The 15,799-nt window shown below is 72.2% G+C and carries 15 protein-coding genes; 7 read left to right on the forward strand and 8 right to left on the reverse strand.

Features of this window, described 5'->3' with window-relative positions:
* Positions 1 to 52: 52 nt before the first annotated feature.
* Positions 53 to 2,014 carry a Stk1 family PASTA domain-containing Ser/Thr kinase gene (gene pknB, locus OIE49_RS10805; protein ID WP_326802134.1) on the forward strand — a complete coding sequence of 654 codons (1,962 nt, stop codon included), beginning with the start codon at positions 53 to 55 and terminating at the stop codon, positions 2,012 to 2,014.
* Between the two features lie 48 nt (positions 2,015 to 2,062).
* On the forward strand, positions 2,063 to 2,953 hold the full coding sequence (locus OIE49_RS10810) for a deoxyribonuclease IV (protein WP_326802135.1): 891 nt from the start codon (positions 2,063 to 2,065) through the stop codon (positions 2,951 to 2,953).
* Between the two features lie 36 nt (positions 2,954 to 2,989).
* On the opposite strand, the gene OIE49_RS10815 is transcribed toward OIE49_RS10810, so the two are convergent.
* Positions 2,990 to 3,646, reverse strand: coding sequence for a sulfite oxidase-like oxidoreductase (locus OIE49_RS10815; RefSeq protein WP_100572328.1), 657 nt, complete (start codon positions 3,644 to 3,646; stop codon positions 2,990 to 2,992).
* A gap of 154 nt (positions 3,647 to 3,800) precedes the next feature.
* Here OIE49_RS10815 and bfr point away from each other — a divergent pair, with 154 nt between their 5' ends.
* Positions 3,801 to 4,319: a bacterioferritin gene (gene bfr, locus OIE49_RS10820; protein WP_100572327.1), complete on the forward strand. Its 519-nt coding sequence runs from the start codon at positions 3,801 to 3,803 to the stop codon at positions 4,317 to 4,319.
* 24 nt (positions 4,320 to 4,343) lie between these two features.
* Here the strand turns inward: bfr and OIE49_RS10825 are convergent, their stop codons facing one another.
* The 3 genes from OIE49_RS10825 to OIE49_RS10835 all read right to left on the reverse strand — a co-directional run bounded on the left by OIE49_RS10825 (position 4,344) and on the right by OIE49_RS10835 (position 7,507).
* Positions 4,344 to 4,604 (reverse strand): (2Fe-2S)-binding protein, encoded by a 261-nt coding sequence (locus OIE49_RS10825; protein WP_100572356.1) that lies wholly within the window; start codon positions 4,602 to 4,604, stop codon positions 4,344 to 4,346.
* Between the two features lie 164 nt (positions 4,605 to 4,768).
* Positions 4,769 to 6,121: a class II 3-deoxy-7-phosphoheptulonate synthase gene (locus OIE49_RS10830; protein WP_326802136.1), complete on the reverse strand. Its 1,353-nt coding sequence runs from the start codon at positions 6,119 to 6,121 to the stop codon at positions 4,769 to 4,771.
* Between the two features lie 96 nt (positions 6,122 to 6,217).
* Positions 6,218 to 7,507 carry a glycoside hydrolase domain-containing protein gene (locus OIE49_RS10835; RefSeq protein WP_326802137.1) on the reverse strand — a complete coding sequence of 430 codons (1,290 nt, stop codon included), beginning with the start codon at positions 7,505 to 7,507 and terminating at the stop codon, positions 6,218 to 6,220.
* 136 nt (positions 7,508 to 7,643) lie between these two features.
* Here OIE49_RS10835 and OIE49_RS37095 point away from each other — a divergent pair, with 136 nt between their 5' ends.
* Together OIE49_RS37095 and OIE49_RS10840 are read left to right on the forward strand one after the other, a co-directional pair.
* Positions 7,644 to 7,706, forward strand: a complete 63-nt coding sequence (locus OIE49_RS37095; RefSeq protein ID WP_358864531.1) for a trp operon leader peptide — start codon at positions 7,644 to 7,646, stop codon at positions 7,704 to 7,706.
* A gap of 110 nt (positions 7,707 to 7,816) precedes the next feature.
* Complete coding sequence (locus OIE49_RS10840) at positions 7,817 to 9,733, forward strand: anthranilate synthase family protein (RefSeq protein WP_326802138.1); 1,917 nt, start codon at positions 7,817 to 7,819, stop codon at positions 9,731 to 9,733.
* 84 nt (positions 9,734 to 9,817) lie between these two features.
* Here the strand turns inward: OIE49_RS10840 and OIE49_RS10845 are convergent, their stop codons facing one another.
* From OIE49_RS10845 to OIE49_RS10860, 4 genes are all read right to left on the reverse strand, one after another.
* Positions 9,818 to 10,846, reverse strand: a complete 1,029-nt coding sequence (locus OIE49_RS10845; protein WP_100572324.1) for a 6-phosphofructokinase — start codon at positions 10,844 to 10,846, stop codon at positions 9,818 to 9,820.
* A gap of 164 nt (positions 10,847 to 11,010) precedes the next feature.
* Positions 11,011 to 11,688, reverse strand: a complete 678-nt coding sequence (locus OIE49_RS10850; RefSeq protein WP_100572323.1) for a response regulator — start codon at positions 11,686 to 11,688, stop codon at positions 11,011 to 11,013.
* A complete protein-coding gene (macS, locus tag OIE49_RS10855; protein ID WP_326802139.1) occupies positions 11,685 to 13,010 on the reverse strand; it encodes a MacS family sensor histidine kinase in 1,326 nt (441 codons plus the stop codon). Before macS ends, OIE49_RS10850 begins: the two co-directional genes overlap by 4 nt.
* 23 nt (positions 13,011 to 13,033) lie before the next feature.
* Complete coding sequence (locus OIE49_RS10860; RefSeq protein WP_326806187.1) at positions 13,034 to 13,945, reverse strand: lysophospholipid acyltransferase family protein; 912 nt, start codon at positions 13,943 to 13,945, stop codon at positions 13,034 to 13,036.
* 147 nt (positions 13,946 to 14,092) lie between these two features.
* Here OIE49_RS10860 and OIE49_RS10865 point away from each other — a divergent pair, with 147 nt between their 5' ends.
* Together OIE49_RS10865 and OIE49_RS10870 are read left to right on the forward strand one after the other, a co-directional pair.
* Positions 14,093 to 14,872, forward strand: coding sequence for an alpha/beta hydrolase (locus OIE49_RS10865; protein WP_326802140.1), 780 nt, complete (start codon positions 14,093 to 14,095; stop codon positions 14,870 to 14,872).
* Positions 14,865 to 15,707 (forward strand): hypothetical protein, encoded by an 843-nt coding sequence (locus OIE49_RS10870; RefSeq protein ID WP_326802141.1) that lies wholly within the window; start codon positions 14,865 to 14,867, stop codon positions 15,705 to 15,707. Before OIE49_RS10865 ends, OIE49_RS10870 begins: the two co-directional genes overlap by 8 nt.
* The last annotated feature ends 92 nt before the right edge of the window (positions 15,708 to 15,799 follow it).

A 15,799-nucleotide genomic window follows, 5' to 3' on the forward strand; every position in this document is an offset into this window, starting at 1 on the left:
CGACACTGTCCGCGATCCGTGTGTGTCCGTGACGGCTCGTAGACTCGCCCGCGTGGATACGACCCTTCAGGACCCTCTCGTCGGGCAGGTGCTCGACGGCCGCTATCGCGTCGACGCACGGATCGCCGTCGGCGGGATGGCCACGGTCTACCGGGCCCTGGACACCCGACTCGACCGGGTCCTCGCGCTCAAGGTGATGCACCCGACGCTCGCGGCCGACGGCTCGTTCGTGGAGCGGTTCATCCGGGAGGCCAAGTCGGTCGCACGGCTGGCCCACCCGAACGTGGTGCAGGTCTTCGACCAGGGCACGGACGGGACGTACGTGTACCTCGCCATGGAGTACGTGGCCGGCTGCACCCTGCGTGACGTGCTGCGCGAGCGCGGGGCGCTCCAGCCGCGCGCGGCGCTGGACATCCTGGAGCCGGTGCTCGCCGCGCTGGGGGCCGCACACCGGGCCGGGTTCGTCCACCGCGACATGAAGCCGGAGAACGTCCTGATAGGGGACGACGGCCGGGTCAAGGTCGCCGACTTCGGGCTGGTGCGGTCCGTGGACACGGTGACGAACACCACGGGTGCCGTCCTCGGCACCGTCTCCTACCTCGCGCCGGAGCAGATCGAGCGCGGCACCGCCGACCCCCGGGTCGACGTGTACGCGTGCGGGGTCGTGCTGTACGAGATGCTGACCGGCGGCAAGCCGCATCAGGGCGAGTCCCCCGCCCAGGTGCTGTACCAGCACCTCCACGAGGACGTGCCGGCCCCGTCGGCCGCCGTGCCGGGACTCGCCCTCGAACTGGACGAACTGGTCGCGGAGGCCACCGCGCGCACCCCGGACATCCGGCCGCACGACGCGGTCGCGCTGCTCGCGCGGGTCCGCGAGGCGCGGTCCGCGCTCAGCCCGGACCAGCTGGACGCCCTGCCGCCGCAGGCCCTCACCGCGGAGCACGACAACGCCGAGGACCGTACGAGCGTCATCCCGCGCGCGCTGACGACACGGATCCGTGGCGGGAAAGCCGGGGGGGCCGGGGGGGCCGAGGACGGCGCACCCTCCGCGGCCGCCCTCAACCGCACCAGCCGGCTCCAGGCGCCCCCGCCCCCACCGCAGCCGTCCGGCGTGCGGCGCCCCGGGCCGCCCCGGCGCACCCTGCTCACGGTGGTCGCCGCCGTCCTGCTGGTCCTCGGGGTCGGCGGGGGCGTGTGGTACATCAACTCCGGCCAGTTCACGAAGGTCCCGCCGCTGCTGGCGAAGACCGAGGCGCAGGCCAGGGAGCGGCTCAAGGAGTCCGGTCTCGACGTCGGCCGGGTCGAGCACGCCTACAGCGACACGGTCCGGCGGGGCACGGTCATCAGCACCGACCCGCGGGCGGGTGCCAAGATCCGCAGCCACGGCTCGGTGACGCTCACGGTCTCCGACGGTCCGGAGACCGTGCGGGTGCCCGATCTGAAGGGCCGCCGGCTGGACGAGGCGCGGGCCCATCTGAAGCAGGACGGCCTGGAGCCCGGCATGGTGAGCCGGGAGTTCAGCGACGACGTTCCCCGTGACGTGGTGATCAGCACGGATCCCGGGGCGGGCACCGACCGGCACGCGGGCTCGGCGATCGCGCTCACCGTCAGCAAGGGCCGCGCGGTGGACGTCCCGGACGTCACCGGCGAGGACCTGGACGAGGCGCAGTCCGACCTGCGGGACGCCGGTCTGAAGGTGCGGATCTCCTCCGAGCAGGTCACCTCCGAGTTCGACAAGGGCCAGGTCGCCCGGCAGAGCCCGGCGGGCGACAGTGAGGCCGCCGAGGGCGACACGGTCACGCTGACGCTGTCCAAGGGGCCGGAGATGGTGCAGGTGCCGGACGTGACCGGCAACAGTGTCGGCGACGCGAAGAACACGCTGCAGAAGGCCGGCTTCCAGGTGCGGGAGGACCGCGGGCTGCTGGGGCTGTTCGGCGACACCGTCAAGAAGCAGTCGGTGAAGGGCGGCGACCGGGCGCCGAAGGGCTCGACGATAACGATCACCATCCGCTGACGGCGGCCCGGCGGCCGCGGGCCGCCGGGCGCGTGACACCCTGAACGGGTGAGCAGTCAGCGGTCCCGTCCCCTCCCCGGTCCCCTCCGCAACCCGATCGGCGGCCATGTGCCCGTCGCCGGCGAGCTGCACTCCGTGGGCATGTCCTACGCCCGTGACCTCGGCGCGGAGACCGTGCAGGTCTTCGTCGCCAATCCGCGCGGCTGGGCCACGCCCGCGGGCGATCCGCGGCAGGACGAGCGGTTCCGCGCGGCCTGCTCCGAGCAGTCGGTCCCGGCGTACGTCCACGCCCCCTACCTGATCAACTTCGGCTCCCACACCGAGGCGACCGTGGAGCGGTCGGTGGAGTCGCTGCGGCACTCGCTGCGGCGCGGCCGGGAGATCGGCGCGCTGGGCGTCGTCGTGCACACCGGCAGCGCGACCGGCGGCAGGGACCGGTCGGTCGCGCTGAAGCAGGTGCGGGAGCACATGCTGCCGCTGCTCGACGAGCTGACCCACGACGACGACCCGTACCTGCTCCTGGAGTCCACCGCGGGCCAGGGTGCCTCGCTGTGTTCGCGCACCTGGGACTTCGGGCCGTACTTCGAGGCGCTGGACGCCCATCCGAGGCTGGGCGTGTGCCTGGACACCTGCCACATCTTCGCCGCCGGGCACGACCTGACCGGCCCGGACGGCATGCACCAGACGCTGGACCTGCTGGTGGAGACGGTCGGCGAGGGCCGGCTGAGGCTGATCCACGCCAACGACTCCAAGGACGTGGCCGGGGCGCACAAGGACCGGCACGAGAACATCGGCGCCGGCCACATCGGCGAGGACCCCTTCCGCGCCCTGATGACGCACCCCGCCACCGAGGGCGTCCCGCTGGTCATCGAGACCCCGGGCGGCAAGGAGGGCCACACGGCGGACGTGGAGCGCCTGAAGCGGCTCAGGGACGCCTGACGGACACGGTGAGGGCGTGAGCGGCCGGGACGGGCGTCACAGTTCCGGCCCGTCCCCCGGTTCCTCCTGGTAGGAGTAGCGCTGTTCCTTCCAGGGGTCGCCGAGGTTGTGGTAGCCGCGCTCCTCCCAGAAGCCGCGGCGGTCGGCGGTCATGTACTCCACGCCGCGGACCCACTTGGGGCCCTTCCAGGCGTACAGGTGGGGGACGATCAAGCGGAGCGGGAAGCCGTGCTCGGCGGTGAGCAGTTCGCCGTCCTTGTGCGTGGCGAACAGGGTGCGCTCCGAGGTGAAGTCGGACAGGCGCAGGTTGGAGCTGAACCCGTACTCCGCCCACACCATCACATGGGTGACGTTCGCCGCGGGCGGGGCGATGTCCAGGACGGTGCGCGCGGGGATGCCGCCCCACTCGGCGCCGGTCATGCTGTACTTCGTGACGCAGTGCAGGTCGGCCACCACGGTGGTGTACGGCAGGGCCGTGAACTCCTCGTGGGTCCAGCAGTGCTTCTCACCGTCGGCGGTGGCGCCGAAGACCCGGAAGTCCCAGCGTTCGGGACGGAACTTGGGCACGGGTCCGTAGTGCGTGACCGGCCAGCCGCGCTGGAGTCGCTGTCCCGGCGGGAGTTCCGGCTGTGCCGCTCCCGTCGGCACTGCTCCAGACGCGTCTCCTGACGCGCGTTCCACCGGCTGACCCATGACTCCATCCTGACAGACCGGAGAGGGTGCACATGACCAGTCGAGGGGCAATTAGGGCAACTCGCAGTAAGTATGCACTTACTGGACGACTGTGTGCGCCGGTGCAATCATGCGCGAGATCGGCCCAGAGACGTTCGGAAGGAGCCCCGCCGCCATGCAAGGCGACCCCGAGGTGATCGAACTGCTCAACGAGCAGCTGACCGCGGAGCTCACCGCGATCAACCAGTACTTCCTGCACTCCAAGCTCCAGGACCACAAGGGCTGGACGAAGCTCGCCAAGTACACCCGTGACGAGTCGTTCGACGAGATGCGGCACGCGGAGCTCCTGACCGACCGCATCCTGCTGCTGGACGGCCTGCCGAACTACCAGCGGCTCTTCCACGTCCAGGTCGGGCAGACGGTGACCGAGATGTTCCGCGCCGACCGGCAGATCGAGGTCGAGGCCATCGACCGGCTGCGCCGGGGCGTGGAGCTGATGCGCGACAAGGACGACATCACGTCGGCGAACATCTTCGAGGCGATCCTCGCCGACGAGGAGCACCACATCGACTACCTGGACACCCAGCTGGAGCTGGTCGACAAGCTGGGTGAGGCGCTCTACCTCTCGACCGTCGTCGAGCAGAGCCAGCCGGACCCGTCGGGCCCCGGCACGCACAGCTTCTCCAGCCACTGAGGCGGCCACCGGCCGCCAGGCCCACTAGGCGGCGTCGCCCAGCTCCTCGGGACCGGCGCCGGACGTGCGGCCCGTGAGCGGCGCGAGCGCCGGGCCGCCCTGGTCGATCAGTTCCCGGCGCGGGCAGGCGCCCCGGCCGAGCAGTGCCTGGATGCGGCGCACGCAGCCGCCGCAGTCGGTGCCCGCCTTGCAGACGGAGGCGATCTTGCGCGGAGTGCAGGCGCCGTTGTCCGCGTGCTGCTTGACCTGCTGTTCGGTGATGCCGAAGCAACTGCACACGTACACGCCGTTCACCTCCCGCCGGGATCGGTTCAGTGGTGCCGCCCCGAATCTCGGTGAGGCAAACCTAACCTTACTCACCGCATGAATGCCGGAAAAGTGGGAGGGGCGCGGATTTCGTGTGATCCGCGCCCCACTTCACGTGCACGCGCCCGCGACGGGCGGGTGCCTCACTGGTCCCGGTACATCTCCGCGACCAGGAACGCCAGGTCCAGGGACTGGCTGCGGTTCAGACGCGGGTCGCAGGCGGTCTCGTAGCGCTGGTGCAGGTCGTCGACGAAGATCTCGTCGCCGCCGCCGACGCACTCGGTGACGTCGTCGCCGGTCAGCTCCACATGGATGCCGCCGGGGTGCGTGCCGAGCCCCTTGTGCACCTCGAAGAAGCCCTTGACCTCGTCGAGCACGTCGTCGAAGCGGCGGGTCTTGTGACCGGAGGCCGCCTCGAAGGTGTTGCCGTGCATCGGGTCGGTCACCCAGGCCACCACCGCGCCCGAGGCCGTGACCTTCTCCACCAGCTCCGGGAGCCGGTCACGGATCTTGTCGGCGCCCATGCGGACGATGAACGTCAGCCGGCCCGGCTCCCGCTCGGGGTCGAGGCGGTCGATGTACCGCAGCGCCTCCTCGGGTGTGGTCGTCGGGCCGAGCTTGATGCCGATCGGGTTGCGGATGCGCGAGGCGAACTCGATGTGCGCGTGGTCCAGCTGCCGGGTGCGCTCGCCGACCCACACCATGTGCCCGGAGACGTCGTACAAGTGCCCGGTGCGCGAGTCGACGCGGGTCAGCGCCGACTCGTAGTCGAGCAGCAGCGCCTCGTGCGAGGAGAAGAACTCGACGGTCTTGAACTCCTCCGGGTCCGTGCCGCAGGCACGCATGAAGTTGAGCGCGTTGTCGATCTCGCGCGCGAGCTGCTCATAGCGCTGGCCGGACGGGGAGGACTTCACGAAGTCCTGGTTCCAGGCGTGCACCTGGCGCAGGTCGGCGTAGCCGCCGGTGGTGAAGGCGCGCACCAGGTTCAGCGTGGAGGCGGACGTGTGGTACATCCGCTTCAGGCGCTCGGGGTCCGGGATGCGGGCGGCCTCGGTGAACTCGAAGCCGTTGACCGAGTCGCCGCGGTAGGTCGGCAGGGTCACGCCGTCGCGGGTCTCGGTCGGCTTGGAGCGCGGCTTGGAGTACTGGCCGGCGATCCGGCCGACCTTCACCACCGGCACCGAGGCGGCGTACGTCAGCACGGCGCCCATCTGGAGCAGGGTCTTGAGCTTGTTGCGGATCTGGTCGGCGGACACGGCATCGAACGCCTCGGCGCAGTCGCCGCCCTGGAGGAGGAACGCCTCTCCCTTGGCGACGGCCGCCATCCGGGCGCGCAGCTGGTCGCACTCGCCCGCGAAGACGAGCGGCGGATACGACTCGAGGTCCGCGATCACTGCGCGCAGAGCCTCGGGGTCGGGGTACTCGGGCTGCTGCGCCGCGGGCAGGTCTCGCCAGGTGTTGCCAGCGCTCGCGCTGGTCTTAGCGTTCACGGTCACCCCACCAAGATTACGGGGTCGCCCGTCGGGCCCCCTCCTCCGTTCAGCCAATGAGACGGACGGCGCCCGGTCGGGAATGTCCCTCCCCGGAATTGTTCAGGCGCCGGCGCCGACGTCGAGCTGGTCGCGGTCGATGTTGATGGTCACCGCTCCGTACGTCTCGGTCCTGTTGCCCGCGTACTGGTGGATGCGTTGGTGACCGGCCCACAGACCGGCCGGAATGGCGGTGTGGACGGTGGTGTTCTCACCGTTCCAGTGCGCGAAGTGGATCACGTCGGGCAGGGTGACCTTGCCGGCGTTGCCGACCAGGTCGGCGACCAGGGACGAGACGCTGCCGTACGCGCCGGAGCGGTAGCCCAGTTCGTGCAGCCGCTCGGTCCAGGCCTCCAGGTAGCCGAGCACGCGCGCGGTGAGGGCGCGGCCCGGCGTGTACTGCTCCAGGTCGTTGTAGAGCACCGACCCCTTGGCGAAGCCGAGCGCCACCGCCTGGGCGACGGCGTCCTCCGCGGCCTCCCTGCCCTGCGGCGCGGGATCGTTGATCGACGCGCAGGAGTTCTGGCAGCTCCCGGATCCGGAGCCGGGCTGCGGGCCGACGTAGAGCGGGAAGAAGCGCCACCCGTCCGCGTACTGCGTCTGCACCCACTCGGCGGTCAGCTTCGCCTGGGCGCAGGCGCGGTTGACCCCGCCGATGTAGACGCCGACGGCTCCGTAGGGCGAGTTGTCCCGCCAGGCGTTCATGGCCGTCCGGCTCGGCGCTGTGCAGGTGTCGAAGCCCCTGCCCTGATACGCGGTCGCGTCGGCGGGCACGGCCCGCGCGGACGGCGCCTGGTCGTGTTCCCCGGTGACGGCGGCGGCGACGGGGAGTCCGGCGCTGCGCAGTACCCGCTGGATCTCCGCGCGGTTCTCGCCGTACGGGGCCGTGACGGAGATTCCCTCGTTGGTGGCGGTCCCCCGGTAGACGCGGGACGTGCGGTCCTCGGTCACCGAGGCCTTCGTCGCCGGCGCCGGCTGCACCCACAGGGCCTCGGTGCGCCCGACGGCGCGGGCCGGGCAGTCCTGCCGCTCGCCGGGGACGCCGAGGTAGACGGCGTGCCGGTCGAAGCGGACGCAGGCGGTCGGCTCCTGGTCGAGGTCGACGACGGGCCAGCCGGCCGGAACGGTGAAGCTGTGGCCGCGGTAGCTGACGGTCTTCGTGGCGTCGTCGGCCGCCGGGCGGGCGGCGGCCGGGGCGCCGGCGGCGAGCACCGCGCAGGCGCTCAGCGCGGTCAGCGCACGTCTCAGGCGGGGACGGGGCCGGGCCTGGTGGGGTGATCGTGGGGCGGGAATGGCGTCCTCCTCGGTCGGGCACGGGCGGCGCGCGGCGGACGCCGGGCACGCTCGGCACACGGTCGACGCGGACCCTCTTTCCACCCCGCGCGGCCGCCGGAAACCGGCCTGTGCTGCGTACGGGCGACACGGCCGCCGGGGACCGTCGCGGGCCGGACAGGGCCGCGCGGCGGGCCGATGCGGTAGGGTGCCGGGCATGTTCGCGCACTCGACCCAGAACCAGAACTGGTGGTGGACCGCTTCTCCGGCGGCCCGCTGACTGCGCGTATCCCACACTTCGCGAAGGCCGCCCGAGGGGCGGCCTTCGGCGTTCGTGGCGTCCTGGCCGTTCCTCACCGACATCGATCGACATCGACGGAAGAGGAACCCATGGACCTGGCACGGCTGCTGCACGACCCCCGCCCCTTCGCCCTGCTGCGCCGCCGTACCCCGGGGCACGACCACGACCTGGTCGAGGTGCTGCTCGGCCCGGTGACCGCTCGCGACCGCCTGGCCGACCTGCCCGACGAGGGCCTGGCGCTCGTACCGTTCCGGCAGATCCGCGAGCGCGGCTTCGACGTCCGCGACGACGGCACCCCGCTGCTGGTGCTGACGCCCGAGGAGTCGGGTACGGTGCCGCTCGCCGAGGCCCTGGCGCAGCTCCCCGCGCACCGGGTGCGCGTCGAGGGCGGCGGCTTCGACGTCGGCGACGAGGAGTACGCGGAGATCGTCGGGCGGGTGCTGCGCGAGGAGATCGGCGCGGGCGAGGGCGCGAACTTCGTGATCCGGCGGACGTACGAGGGGGAGATTCCGGGCTTCGGGCGGGCCGACGCGCTGGCGTTGTTCCGGCGGCTCCTGGAGGGCGAGCGGGGGGCGTACTGGACGTTCGTGGTGCACACCGGGGACCGGACGCTGGTCGGCGCCAGCCCCGAGGTGCACGTGCGCATGTCCGGCGGGACGGTCGTGATGAACCCGATCAGCGGGACGTACCGCTACCCGGCCGAGGGGCCGACGCCCGAGCACCTGCTCGGCTTCCTCGCCGACGGCAAGGAGATCGAGGAGCTGTCGATGGTCGTCGACGAGGAGCTCAAGATGATGTGCACCGTCGGCGACATGGGCGGGGTGGTCGTCGGACCGCGCCTGAAGGAGATGGCGCACCTCGCGCACACCGAGTACGAGCTGCGCGGCCGGTCCTCCCTGGACGTGCGCGAGGTGCTCAAGGAGACCATGTTCGCCGCGACCGTCACCGGGTCGCCGGTGCAGAACGCCTGCCGGGTCATCGAACGCCACGAGAGCGGCGGCCGCGGCTACTACGCCGGCGCGCTCGCCCTGCTCGGCCGCGACTGCGGCGGCGCGCAGACCCTGGACTCCCCCATCCTCATCCGCACCGCCGACGTCGACGCCCGCGGCCGGCTGCGCGTACCGGTCGGCGCCACCCTCGTCCGCGGTTCGGACCCGGCGGGCGAGGTCGCCGAGACGCACGCGAAGGCGGCGGGCGTGCTGACCGCGCTGGGCGTACGGCCCGGCCGGCCGCGCGCGGAGCGGTCGGGGCCCCGGCTCGCCGACGACCCTCGGGTGCGGGCGGCCCTGGACGGTCGGCGCGCGCTGCTCGCGCCGTTCTGGCTGCGGATGCGCGGCGGAGGCTGCGCACCGCAGTCGGAGGCCGGGGGAAGCGCACCGGGACTCACCGGGCACACCCTGGTCGTGGACGGCGAGGACACGTTCACCGCGATGCTCGCGCACGTGCTGCGGTCGTCGGGGCTGACCGTCGGAGTCCACCGCTACGACGAGCCCGGACTGCGCGCGGCCGTGCTCGCGCACGAGGGACCGGTCGTCCTCGGCCCCGGGCCCGGCGATCCGTGCGACGCGGCCGACCGGAAGATGCGGCTGCTGCGCGCGCTGACCGCGGAGGTGCTCGCCACGCACCGGCACGGCGTTCTCGGGGTCTGCCTCGGGCACGAGCTGATCGCGGCCGAGCTGGGACTGGAGATCGTCCGCAAGGCGGTGCCCCACCAGGGCGCCCAGAGCCGGATCGACCTGTTCGGCCGGGCCGAGACCGTGGGCTTCTACAACAGCTATGTGGCGCACTGCGACGACGAGGCGCACGCCGAGCTGTCGGCGCACGGGATCGAGGTGAGCCGGAGCGCGTCCGGTGAGGTGCACGCGTTGCGCTCCGCGCGGTTCGCGTCGGTGCAGTTCCACCCCGAGTCCGTGCTGACGCTGAACGGCCAGGCGATCGTCAGCGCGCTGCTGGCCGGTCAGCCGCGCGGCGCCGGCGTGCACGGCGAGCCGCGGCGCGTGCCGTAGCAAGAAACGCGCGCACCAAGGGCGCCGCCGGTCAGGTCGGCGGCGCCCCCGGTGCGGTCCCCGGACGGGGAGGCCGTGGCGGGGTCAGCCGAAGAAGACCCCGACCTCCTCGTACAGCTTCGGGTCGACCGTCTTCAGCTTCACGGTGGCCTCCCCGATCGGCACTCGGACGATGTCGGTGCCGCGCAGGGCGACCATCTTGCCGAAGTCGCCGTCGCGGACGCAGTCGACGGCGTGCAGGCCGAACCGGGTGGCCAGCCAGCGGTCGAAGGCGCTGGGCGTGCCGCCGCGCTGGATGTGCCCGAGGACGGTGGTCCGTGCCTCCTTCCCGGTGCGTGCCTCGATCTCCTTGGCCAGCCACTCGCCGACCCCGGACAGCCGTACGTGTCCGAAGGAGTCGCGCGAGCCGTCCTTCAGGACCATGTCGCCGTCCTTGGGCATGGCACCCTCGGCGACGACGACGATCGGGGCGTACGACGCCTTGAAGCGGGAGGTGATCCAGGCGCACACCTGGTCGACGTCGAAGCGCTGTTCGGGGATGAGGATGACGTTCGCGCCGCCGGCGAGGCCGGAGTGCAGGGCGATCCAGCCGGCGTGACGGCCCATCACCTCGCAGACCAGGACCCGCATATGGGACTCGGCGGTGGTGTGCAGCCGGTCGATCGCCTCGGTGGCGATGCCGACCGCGGTGTCGAAGCCGAAGGTGTAGTCGGTGGCCGACAGGTCGTTGTCGATGGTCTTGGGCACGCCCACGCAGGGCACGCCGTACTCGTCGCTCAGTCGCGCGGCGACGCCGAGGGTGTCCTCGCCGCCGATCGCGACGAGCGCCTCGACCTCCTGCTTGGCGAGGTTGTCCTTGATCCGCCGGATGCCGTCCTCCTGCTTGAGGGGGTTGGTCCGTGAGGAGCCGAGGATGGTGCCGCCCCGGGGCAGGATGCCGCGCACCGCGGGGATGTCGAGACGGATGGCGTCGTTCTCGAGGGGGCCGCGCCAGCCGTCCCGGAAGCCGACGAAGTCATAGCCGTACTCCTGCACGCCCTTGCGGACGATGCCCCGGATGACGGCGTTGAGCCCGGGGCAGTCGCCGCCTCCGGTCAGTACTCCGACCCGCATGGAAAAGTCCCTTCGCCGCGGTTGCCTGGTGAAGGTCACGCTAATGGTGACGCACGTCACTTCGGCATGGGGCGGAGAGTCAATTCCACTGAATTGTCGGGTAGTTGATCACGGAGAAACCACTCGAAAGGGGTATGGCCGCACGTATGCGAGTTGACTCGCCCCTACTCGCCGTCGAGTCCGCGTTCGATGGCGTACCGCACCAGCTCCACCCGGTTGTGCAACTGGAGCTTGCCCAGGGTGTTCTGGACGTGGTTCTGGACCGTCCGGTGGGAGATCACCAGACGCTCGGCGATCTGCTTGTAGCTCAGGCCCTTGGCGACCAGGCGCAGCACCTCGGTCTCGCGGTCGGTGAGCCGGGGCGCATTCGGCTCACCGGCGTCCGCGGCGGGCGCGGGCTCGGCGGCCAGGCGCCGGTACTCGCCGAGGACCAGACCCGCCAGGCCCGGGGTGAACACCGGGTCGCCCACGGCCGTGCGGCGCACCGCGTCCAGCAGCTCCTGCGTGGAGGCCGACTTCAGCAGATAGCCCGTGGCGCCCGACTTCACCGCCTCCAGCACATCGGCGTGCTCACCGCTCGCGGACAGCACCAGCACGCGCAACGCCGGGTCGGCGCCGACGAGTTCCTTGCAGACCTGGACCCCTGGCTTCGCGGGCAGGTTGAGGTCCAGGACGAGCACCTGGGGCGCGGCGGCCCTGGCACGGCGCACCGCCTGCTCGCCGTCGCCCGCGGTGGCGACCACCTCGAAGCCGGCCTCGGCCAGGTCGCGGGCCACGGCGTCGCGCCACATCGGGTGGTCGTCGACCACCATCACTCTGATCGGGCCCTGCTCCTCGCTCATCGGTTCTCCGCCTTCCCCCGTGTCCGGGACGCGCCCTTCGCGCCCCTCGTGCGCCCGGTGTCGTCCGCGGTGCCGGTGGTGTCCACGGCGCCCGCGTCCTTGGGCACGTTCAGTTCGACCTCCGTGCCCTGGCCGGGCACCGAGATCAGCTCGGCGGTACCGCCGATGTCGCGCAGCCGGCCCCGGATCGACAGAGCCACCCCGAGCCGGCCCTCGCCCTCGGCCTGGGCGAGCCGCCCCTGGGGGATGCCGGGACCGTCGTCCCGCACGGTCACGATCACCGACTCCGGCTCGTCCTCGACCAGGATCCAGGCCCGCGCGCCCTCGCCCGCGTGCCGGCGGACGTTGTCCAGCGCGGCCCCGACGGCGGCGGCCACCTCGCGGGCGGCGGCGGGTCGCAGCAGCACCGGGGCGCCCGGTTCGGCGAGGCTGACCCGGGCGCCGACGTACGGGGCGAGCAGCGCGCGCAGGTCGATGGGCCCGTCGGGCTCGCCGGTCGTGTCCTCGTCGTCCTCGTGGTCCTCGTCGACGGTCCGGACGATCGCGCCCCCTGAGGTGTCCCCGTCCGCGCCCCCTGACGCCCTGGGAAGCGGGACCAGCCCGCCGGAGACCAGGGTGCGCAGCGCCACCTCCTGCTCACCCGCCAGCCGGCCCAGTTCGGCGGCCTCGCCCCCGATGACCGCACCGCGCCGCTGCACCATGGCGAGCACCTGGAGCACGCTGTCGTGGATGTCCCGGGCCAGGCGCTCCCGCTCCCGGGTGACCGCCTCGATCTCCAGGGCGCGGGCGAGGGTGCGCTCGGAGGCGCGGGCCACCTCGACGACATAGCCGATGGCGATGGAGGCGACCCACACCAGGATCACGTTGTGCACGGTGTCGCGGGTCGGGGCGCCGCGCTCGACCAGGTTGGCGGCGGCGACCGCGGTGGAGGCGACCGCGGCCCAGCGCCAGCCGCCCTTGAGGGCGAAGGCGAGGACGGAGCCGGCGGTCCAGATCGACGGCAGGGTCGGGCCGCCGTCCACGATCCGCGCCTGGGCGTCGGCGACGGGGGTGAGGAGGATGCCGGTCAGCGCCAGGGTGAGGTCGGCGGCCAGGAAGCGCCTGGTGCAGCTCGCGGCGTTCGCGACCTTGGGCAGTGTGGCCACGGTCCACACGGACAGCACGCAGTAGTAGGCGATGGCGACTCCGGGGCGCGGGAACCGGTCGTAGCCGGTGGCGAACAGGCCGACCGCGTAGAGCATGGTCAGCACCCGGTATCCGGCGAGCGCGCGCCACATCGGCTGCTCGACCGACATCCTCATCACGCGTTGCCGCTTCGGCATGTCCCCCCCCCCGGCGGTTCGCCCTACTCCGCCTGCTTCTCCTTCTCGGCCTTCTCGGTCATGTCCTTCTCGGCCTTCTCGGCCCGCCCGAGCGCCGCCTTCGCCGCCTCCTGGGCCTTGCCGGCCGCCTTCCCCGCAGCTTCCTGGGCCTTGCCGGCCGCCTGCTGGACCCTGTCGGCCGCCGTCCCCGCCGCCTGCTGGACCCTGTCGGCCGCTGTCCCGGCCGTTCGCCCCGCCGCCTTCTCCGCTTCCCTCTCGGCCTTGGCCGCCTCCGCGATCTGCCGCTTGGCCGCGGTCGCGTAGACGTCGACGTACTCCTGGCCGGAGAGCTTCATGATCTCGTACATGACCTCGTCCGTCACCGCCCGCAGCACGAAACGGTCGTGCGCGAGGCCCTGGTAGCGGCTGAAGTCCAGTGGCTTGCCGATGCGTATGCCCGGGCGCATCAGCTTGGGCACGACCTTCCCGGGCGGCTGGATCTTCTCCGTGTCGATCATGGCGACCGGGATGACCGGCGCTCCGGTGGCCAGGGCCACGCGGGCGAGTCCGCCCGGCTTGCCGCGGTAGAGGCGGCCGTCGGGCGAGCGGGTGCCCTCCGGGTAGATGCCGAACAGCTCGCCGCGCTCCAGCACCTCTATGCCGCTCCTCACCGCCGCCTCGCCCGCGCCGCGCGACCCGGAGCGGTCCACGGGGAGCTGGCCGACGCCCTTGAAGAACGCGGCGGTGAGCCGGCCCTTCACCCCGGGCGTGGTGAAGTACTCGGCCTTCGCGATGAAGGTGACCGGGCGGTGGAGCATCACCGGCAGGAAGAAGGAGTCCGAGAAGGACAGGTGATTGCTCGCCAGAATGGCGGGACCCTCGTCCGGGATGTTCTCCAGGCCTTCCACCCAGGGCCGGAAGGCGATCTTCAGCGGCCCCCCGATGGCGACCTTCATCGTGCCGTAGAACAACCGAGTGCCTTCCTGTGTGTGTCGATCAGACGATACCGCCGGGCTGCCTTCCGTGGGACCGACGGCCCTGGTCGGTGTCAGTACCGTCGCGTACGGTGAAGTACCAGCAATCGACGACCACAGGAGAGCCACGTGCCGGTGCTCCCCGGAGCCGAGCCGTTCCGCCACGAGGGCGGGGAGGTCGGTGTCCTCCTCTGCCACGGCTTCACCGGTTCCCCCCAGTCACTGCTGCCCTGGGGGCGGTACCTCGCCGGACGCGGCCTGACCGTCTCCCTGCCGCTGCTGCCCGGGCACGGCACCCGCTGGGAGGACATGCAGCTCACCGGCTGGCCGGACTGGTACGCGGAGGTGGACCGCGAGCTGCGGGTGCTGCGCGAGTCGTGCACGCGCGTGTTCGTGGCCGGGCTGTCCATGGGCGGCGCGCTGGCGCTGCGGCTGGCCGCCCGGCACGGGGACGCGGTCGCGGGCGTCGTGGTCGTGAACCCGGCCCACAAGGTGCACGGCCTGTCCGCGTACGCCCTGCCGGTGGCCCGCCATCTCGTACGGACCACGAAGGGCATCGCGAGCGACATCGCGCTGGAGGGCGCCGCCGAGCTGGGGTACGACCGGGTACCGCTGCACGCCGCGCACTCGCTCAGGAACTTCTTCCGGATGCTCGACGGCGAGCTGCCGCAGGTCACCCAGCCGCTGCTGCTTCTACGCAGCCCGCAGGACCATGTGGTGCCGCCGGTCGACTCGGCCCGGATTCTCGGCCGGATCTCCTCCACGGACGTCACGGAGGTGCTGCTGGAACACAGCTACCACGTCGCGACGTTGGATCACGATGCGGACCGGATCTTCGAGGAGAGCTACGCATTCATCGGCCGGCTCGCACCCAGTGTCGGCAAGGAAGGGACGACGGCAGGTGGCTGAGCACGACTCCGACCGCGAGAACCGCGACGGCCGTGAGCCGGCAGAACCGGGCGAACCGGCCGGCCCGGTCACACCGGCCGGACCAGTGGGACCGTCCGAACCAGCCGGACCGTCCGAATCCGTCGGACCGTCCGAACCGGTCGGAGCGGCCGAACCCGCCGGGCCGGCCGAGCAGCGCGCCGAGCCCGGCGTGCCCGCCGGCAAGAAGGGCTCCGGCTTCGACGAGGACGCCGCCTGGGCGGCGATCGTCGCCGGGTACGGCGAGGAGCCGCCGGACCCGCCGGGCTCCAGGCCGTTCCGGCCGATCGAGGACCTGGCGTTGCCGCCGGACCCGACGCCGGACGTCGAGAAGCCGTGGAAGGACCGAAAGGACCGGAAGGACGAGACCGGGAAGACCGGCAAGGACGCCGAGGGCGACGGGAACGGCGCGGCCGGCGAGGACGGCGAGAGCGAGGAGGGCCCCTCCGCCCCCGCCGGGCGGCTGGGCAGCTCGGTCTCCTTCGCGCCCGGTGTCGGCAATCGCGGTGGGGGACCGCGCGACTACTCGCTCGCCGAACCGTCCGACGACGACTTCGACGCGAGCGACGAGGGACACTTCGTCCCGCCGGAGCCGCCCCCGCTGCCGTCGGCCGACGCGACCGCGAAGTTCGCCTGGCTCGCGGTGATCGGCGGCCCGGTCCTGCTCCTGCTGGCCGTCCTGTTCGGCTGGGACATGACGTGGTGGCTCGCCGTGCTCGGCATAGGCGGCTTCCTGGGCGGCTTCGCGACGCTGGTGACGCGCATGAAGACGGACGACGACGACAACGACGACCCGGGCCGCGGGGCGGTGGTCTGAGCCCGGGTCCCCGCGACTCGGCCCCCGGCCCCGGGGTCTTTCGTCTGGATCAGGCCGGATCAGCCCGGCCTGATCCGGACGAGAGGCCCCGG

The organism is Streptomyces sp. NBC_01788 (genome assembly GCF_035917575.1).
Taxonomy (GTDB): Bacteria; Actinomycetota; Actinomycetes; order Streptomycetales; family Streptomycetaceae; genus Streptomyces.

Bases quoted from the DNA above. Each gene is read 5' to 3' on its own strand.
- OIE49_RS10815 (WP_100572328.1), bottom strand. From the start codon at position 3,646: ATGGGTCAGCCGGTGGAACGCGCGTCAGGAGACGCGTCTGGAGCAGTG.
- bfr (WP_100572327.1), top strand. From the start codon at position 3,801: ATGCAAGGCGACCCCGAGGTGATCGAACTGCTCAACGAGCAGCTGACC.
- OIE49_RS10840 (WP_326802138.1), top strand. From the start codon at position 7,817: ATGGACCTGGCACGGCTGCTGCACGACCCCCGCCCCTTCGCCCTGCTG.
- OIE49_RS10845 (WP_100572324.1), bottom strand. From the start codon at position 10,846: ATGCGGGTCGGAGTACTGACCGGAGGCGGCGACTGCCCCGGGCTCAAC.
- OIE49_RS10850 (WP_100572323.1), bottom strand. From the start codon at position 11,688: ATGAGCGAGGAGCAGGGCCCGATCAGAGTGATGGTGGTCGACGACCAC.
- macS (WP_326802139.1), bottom strand. From the start codon at position 13,010: ATGCCGAAGCGGCAACGCGTGATGAGGATGTCGGTCGAGCAGCCGATG.
- OIE49_RS10860 (WP_326806187.1), bottom strand. From the start codon at position 13,945: ATGAAGGTCGCCATCGGGGGGCCGCTGAAGATCGCCTTCCGGCCCTGG.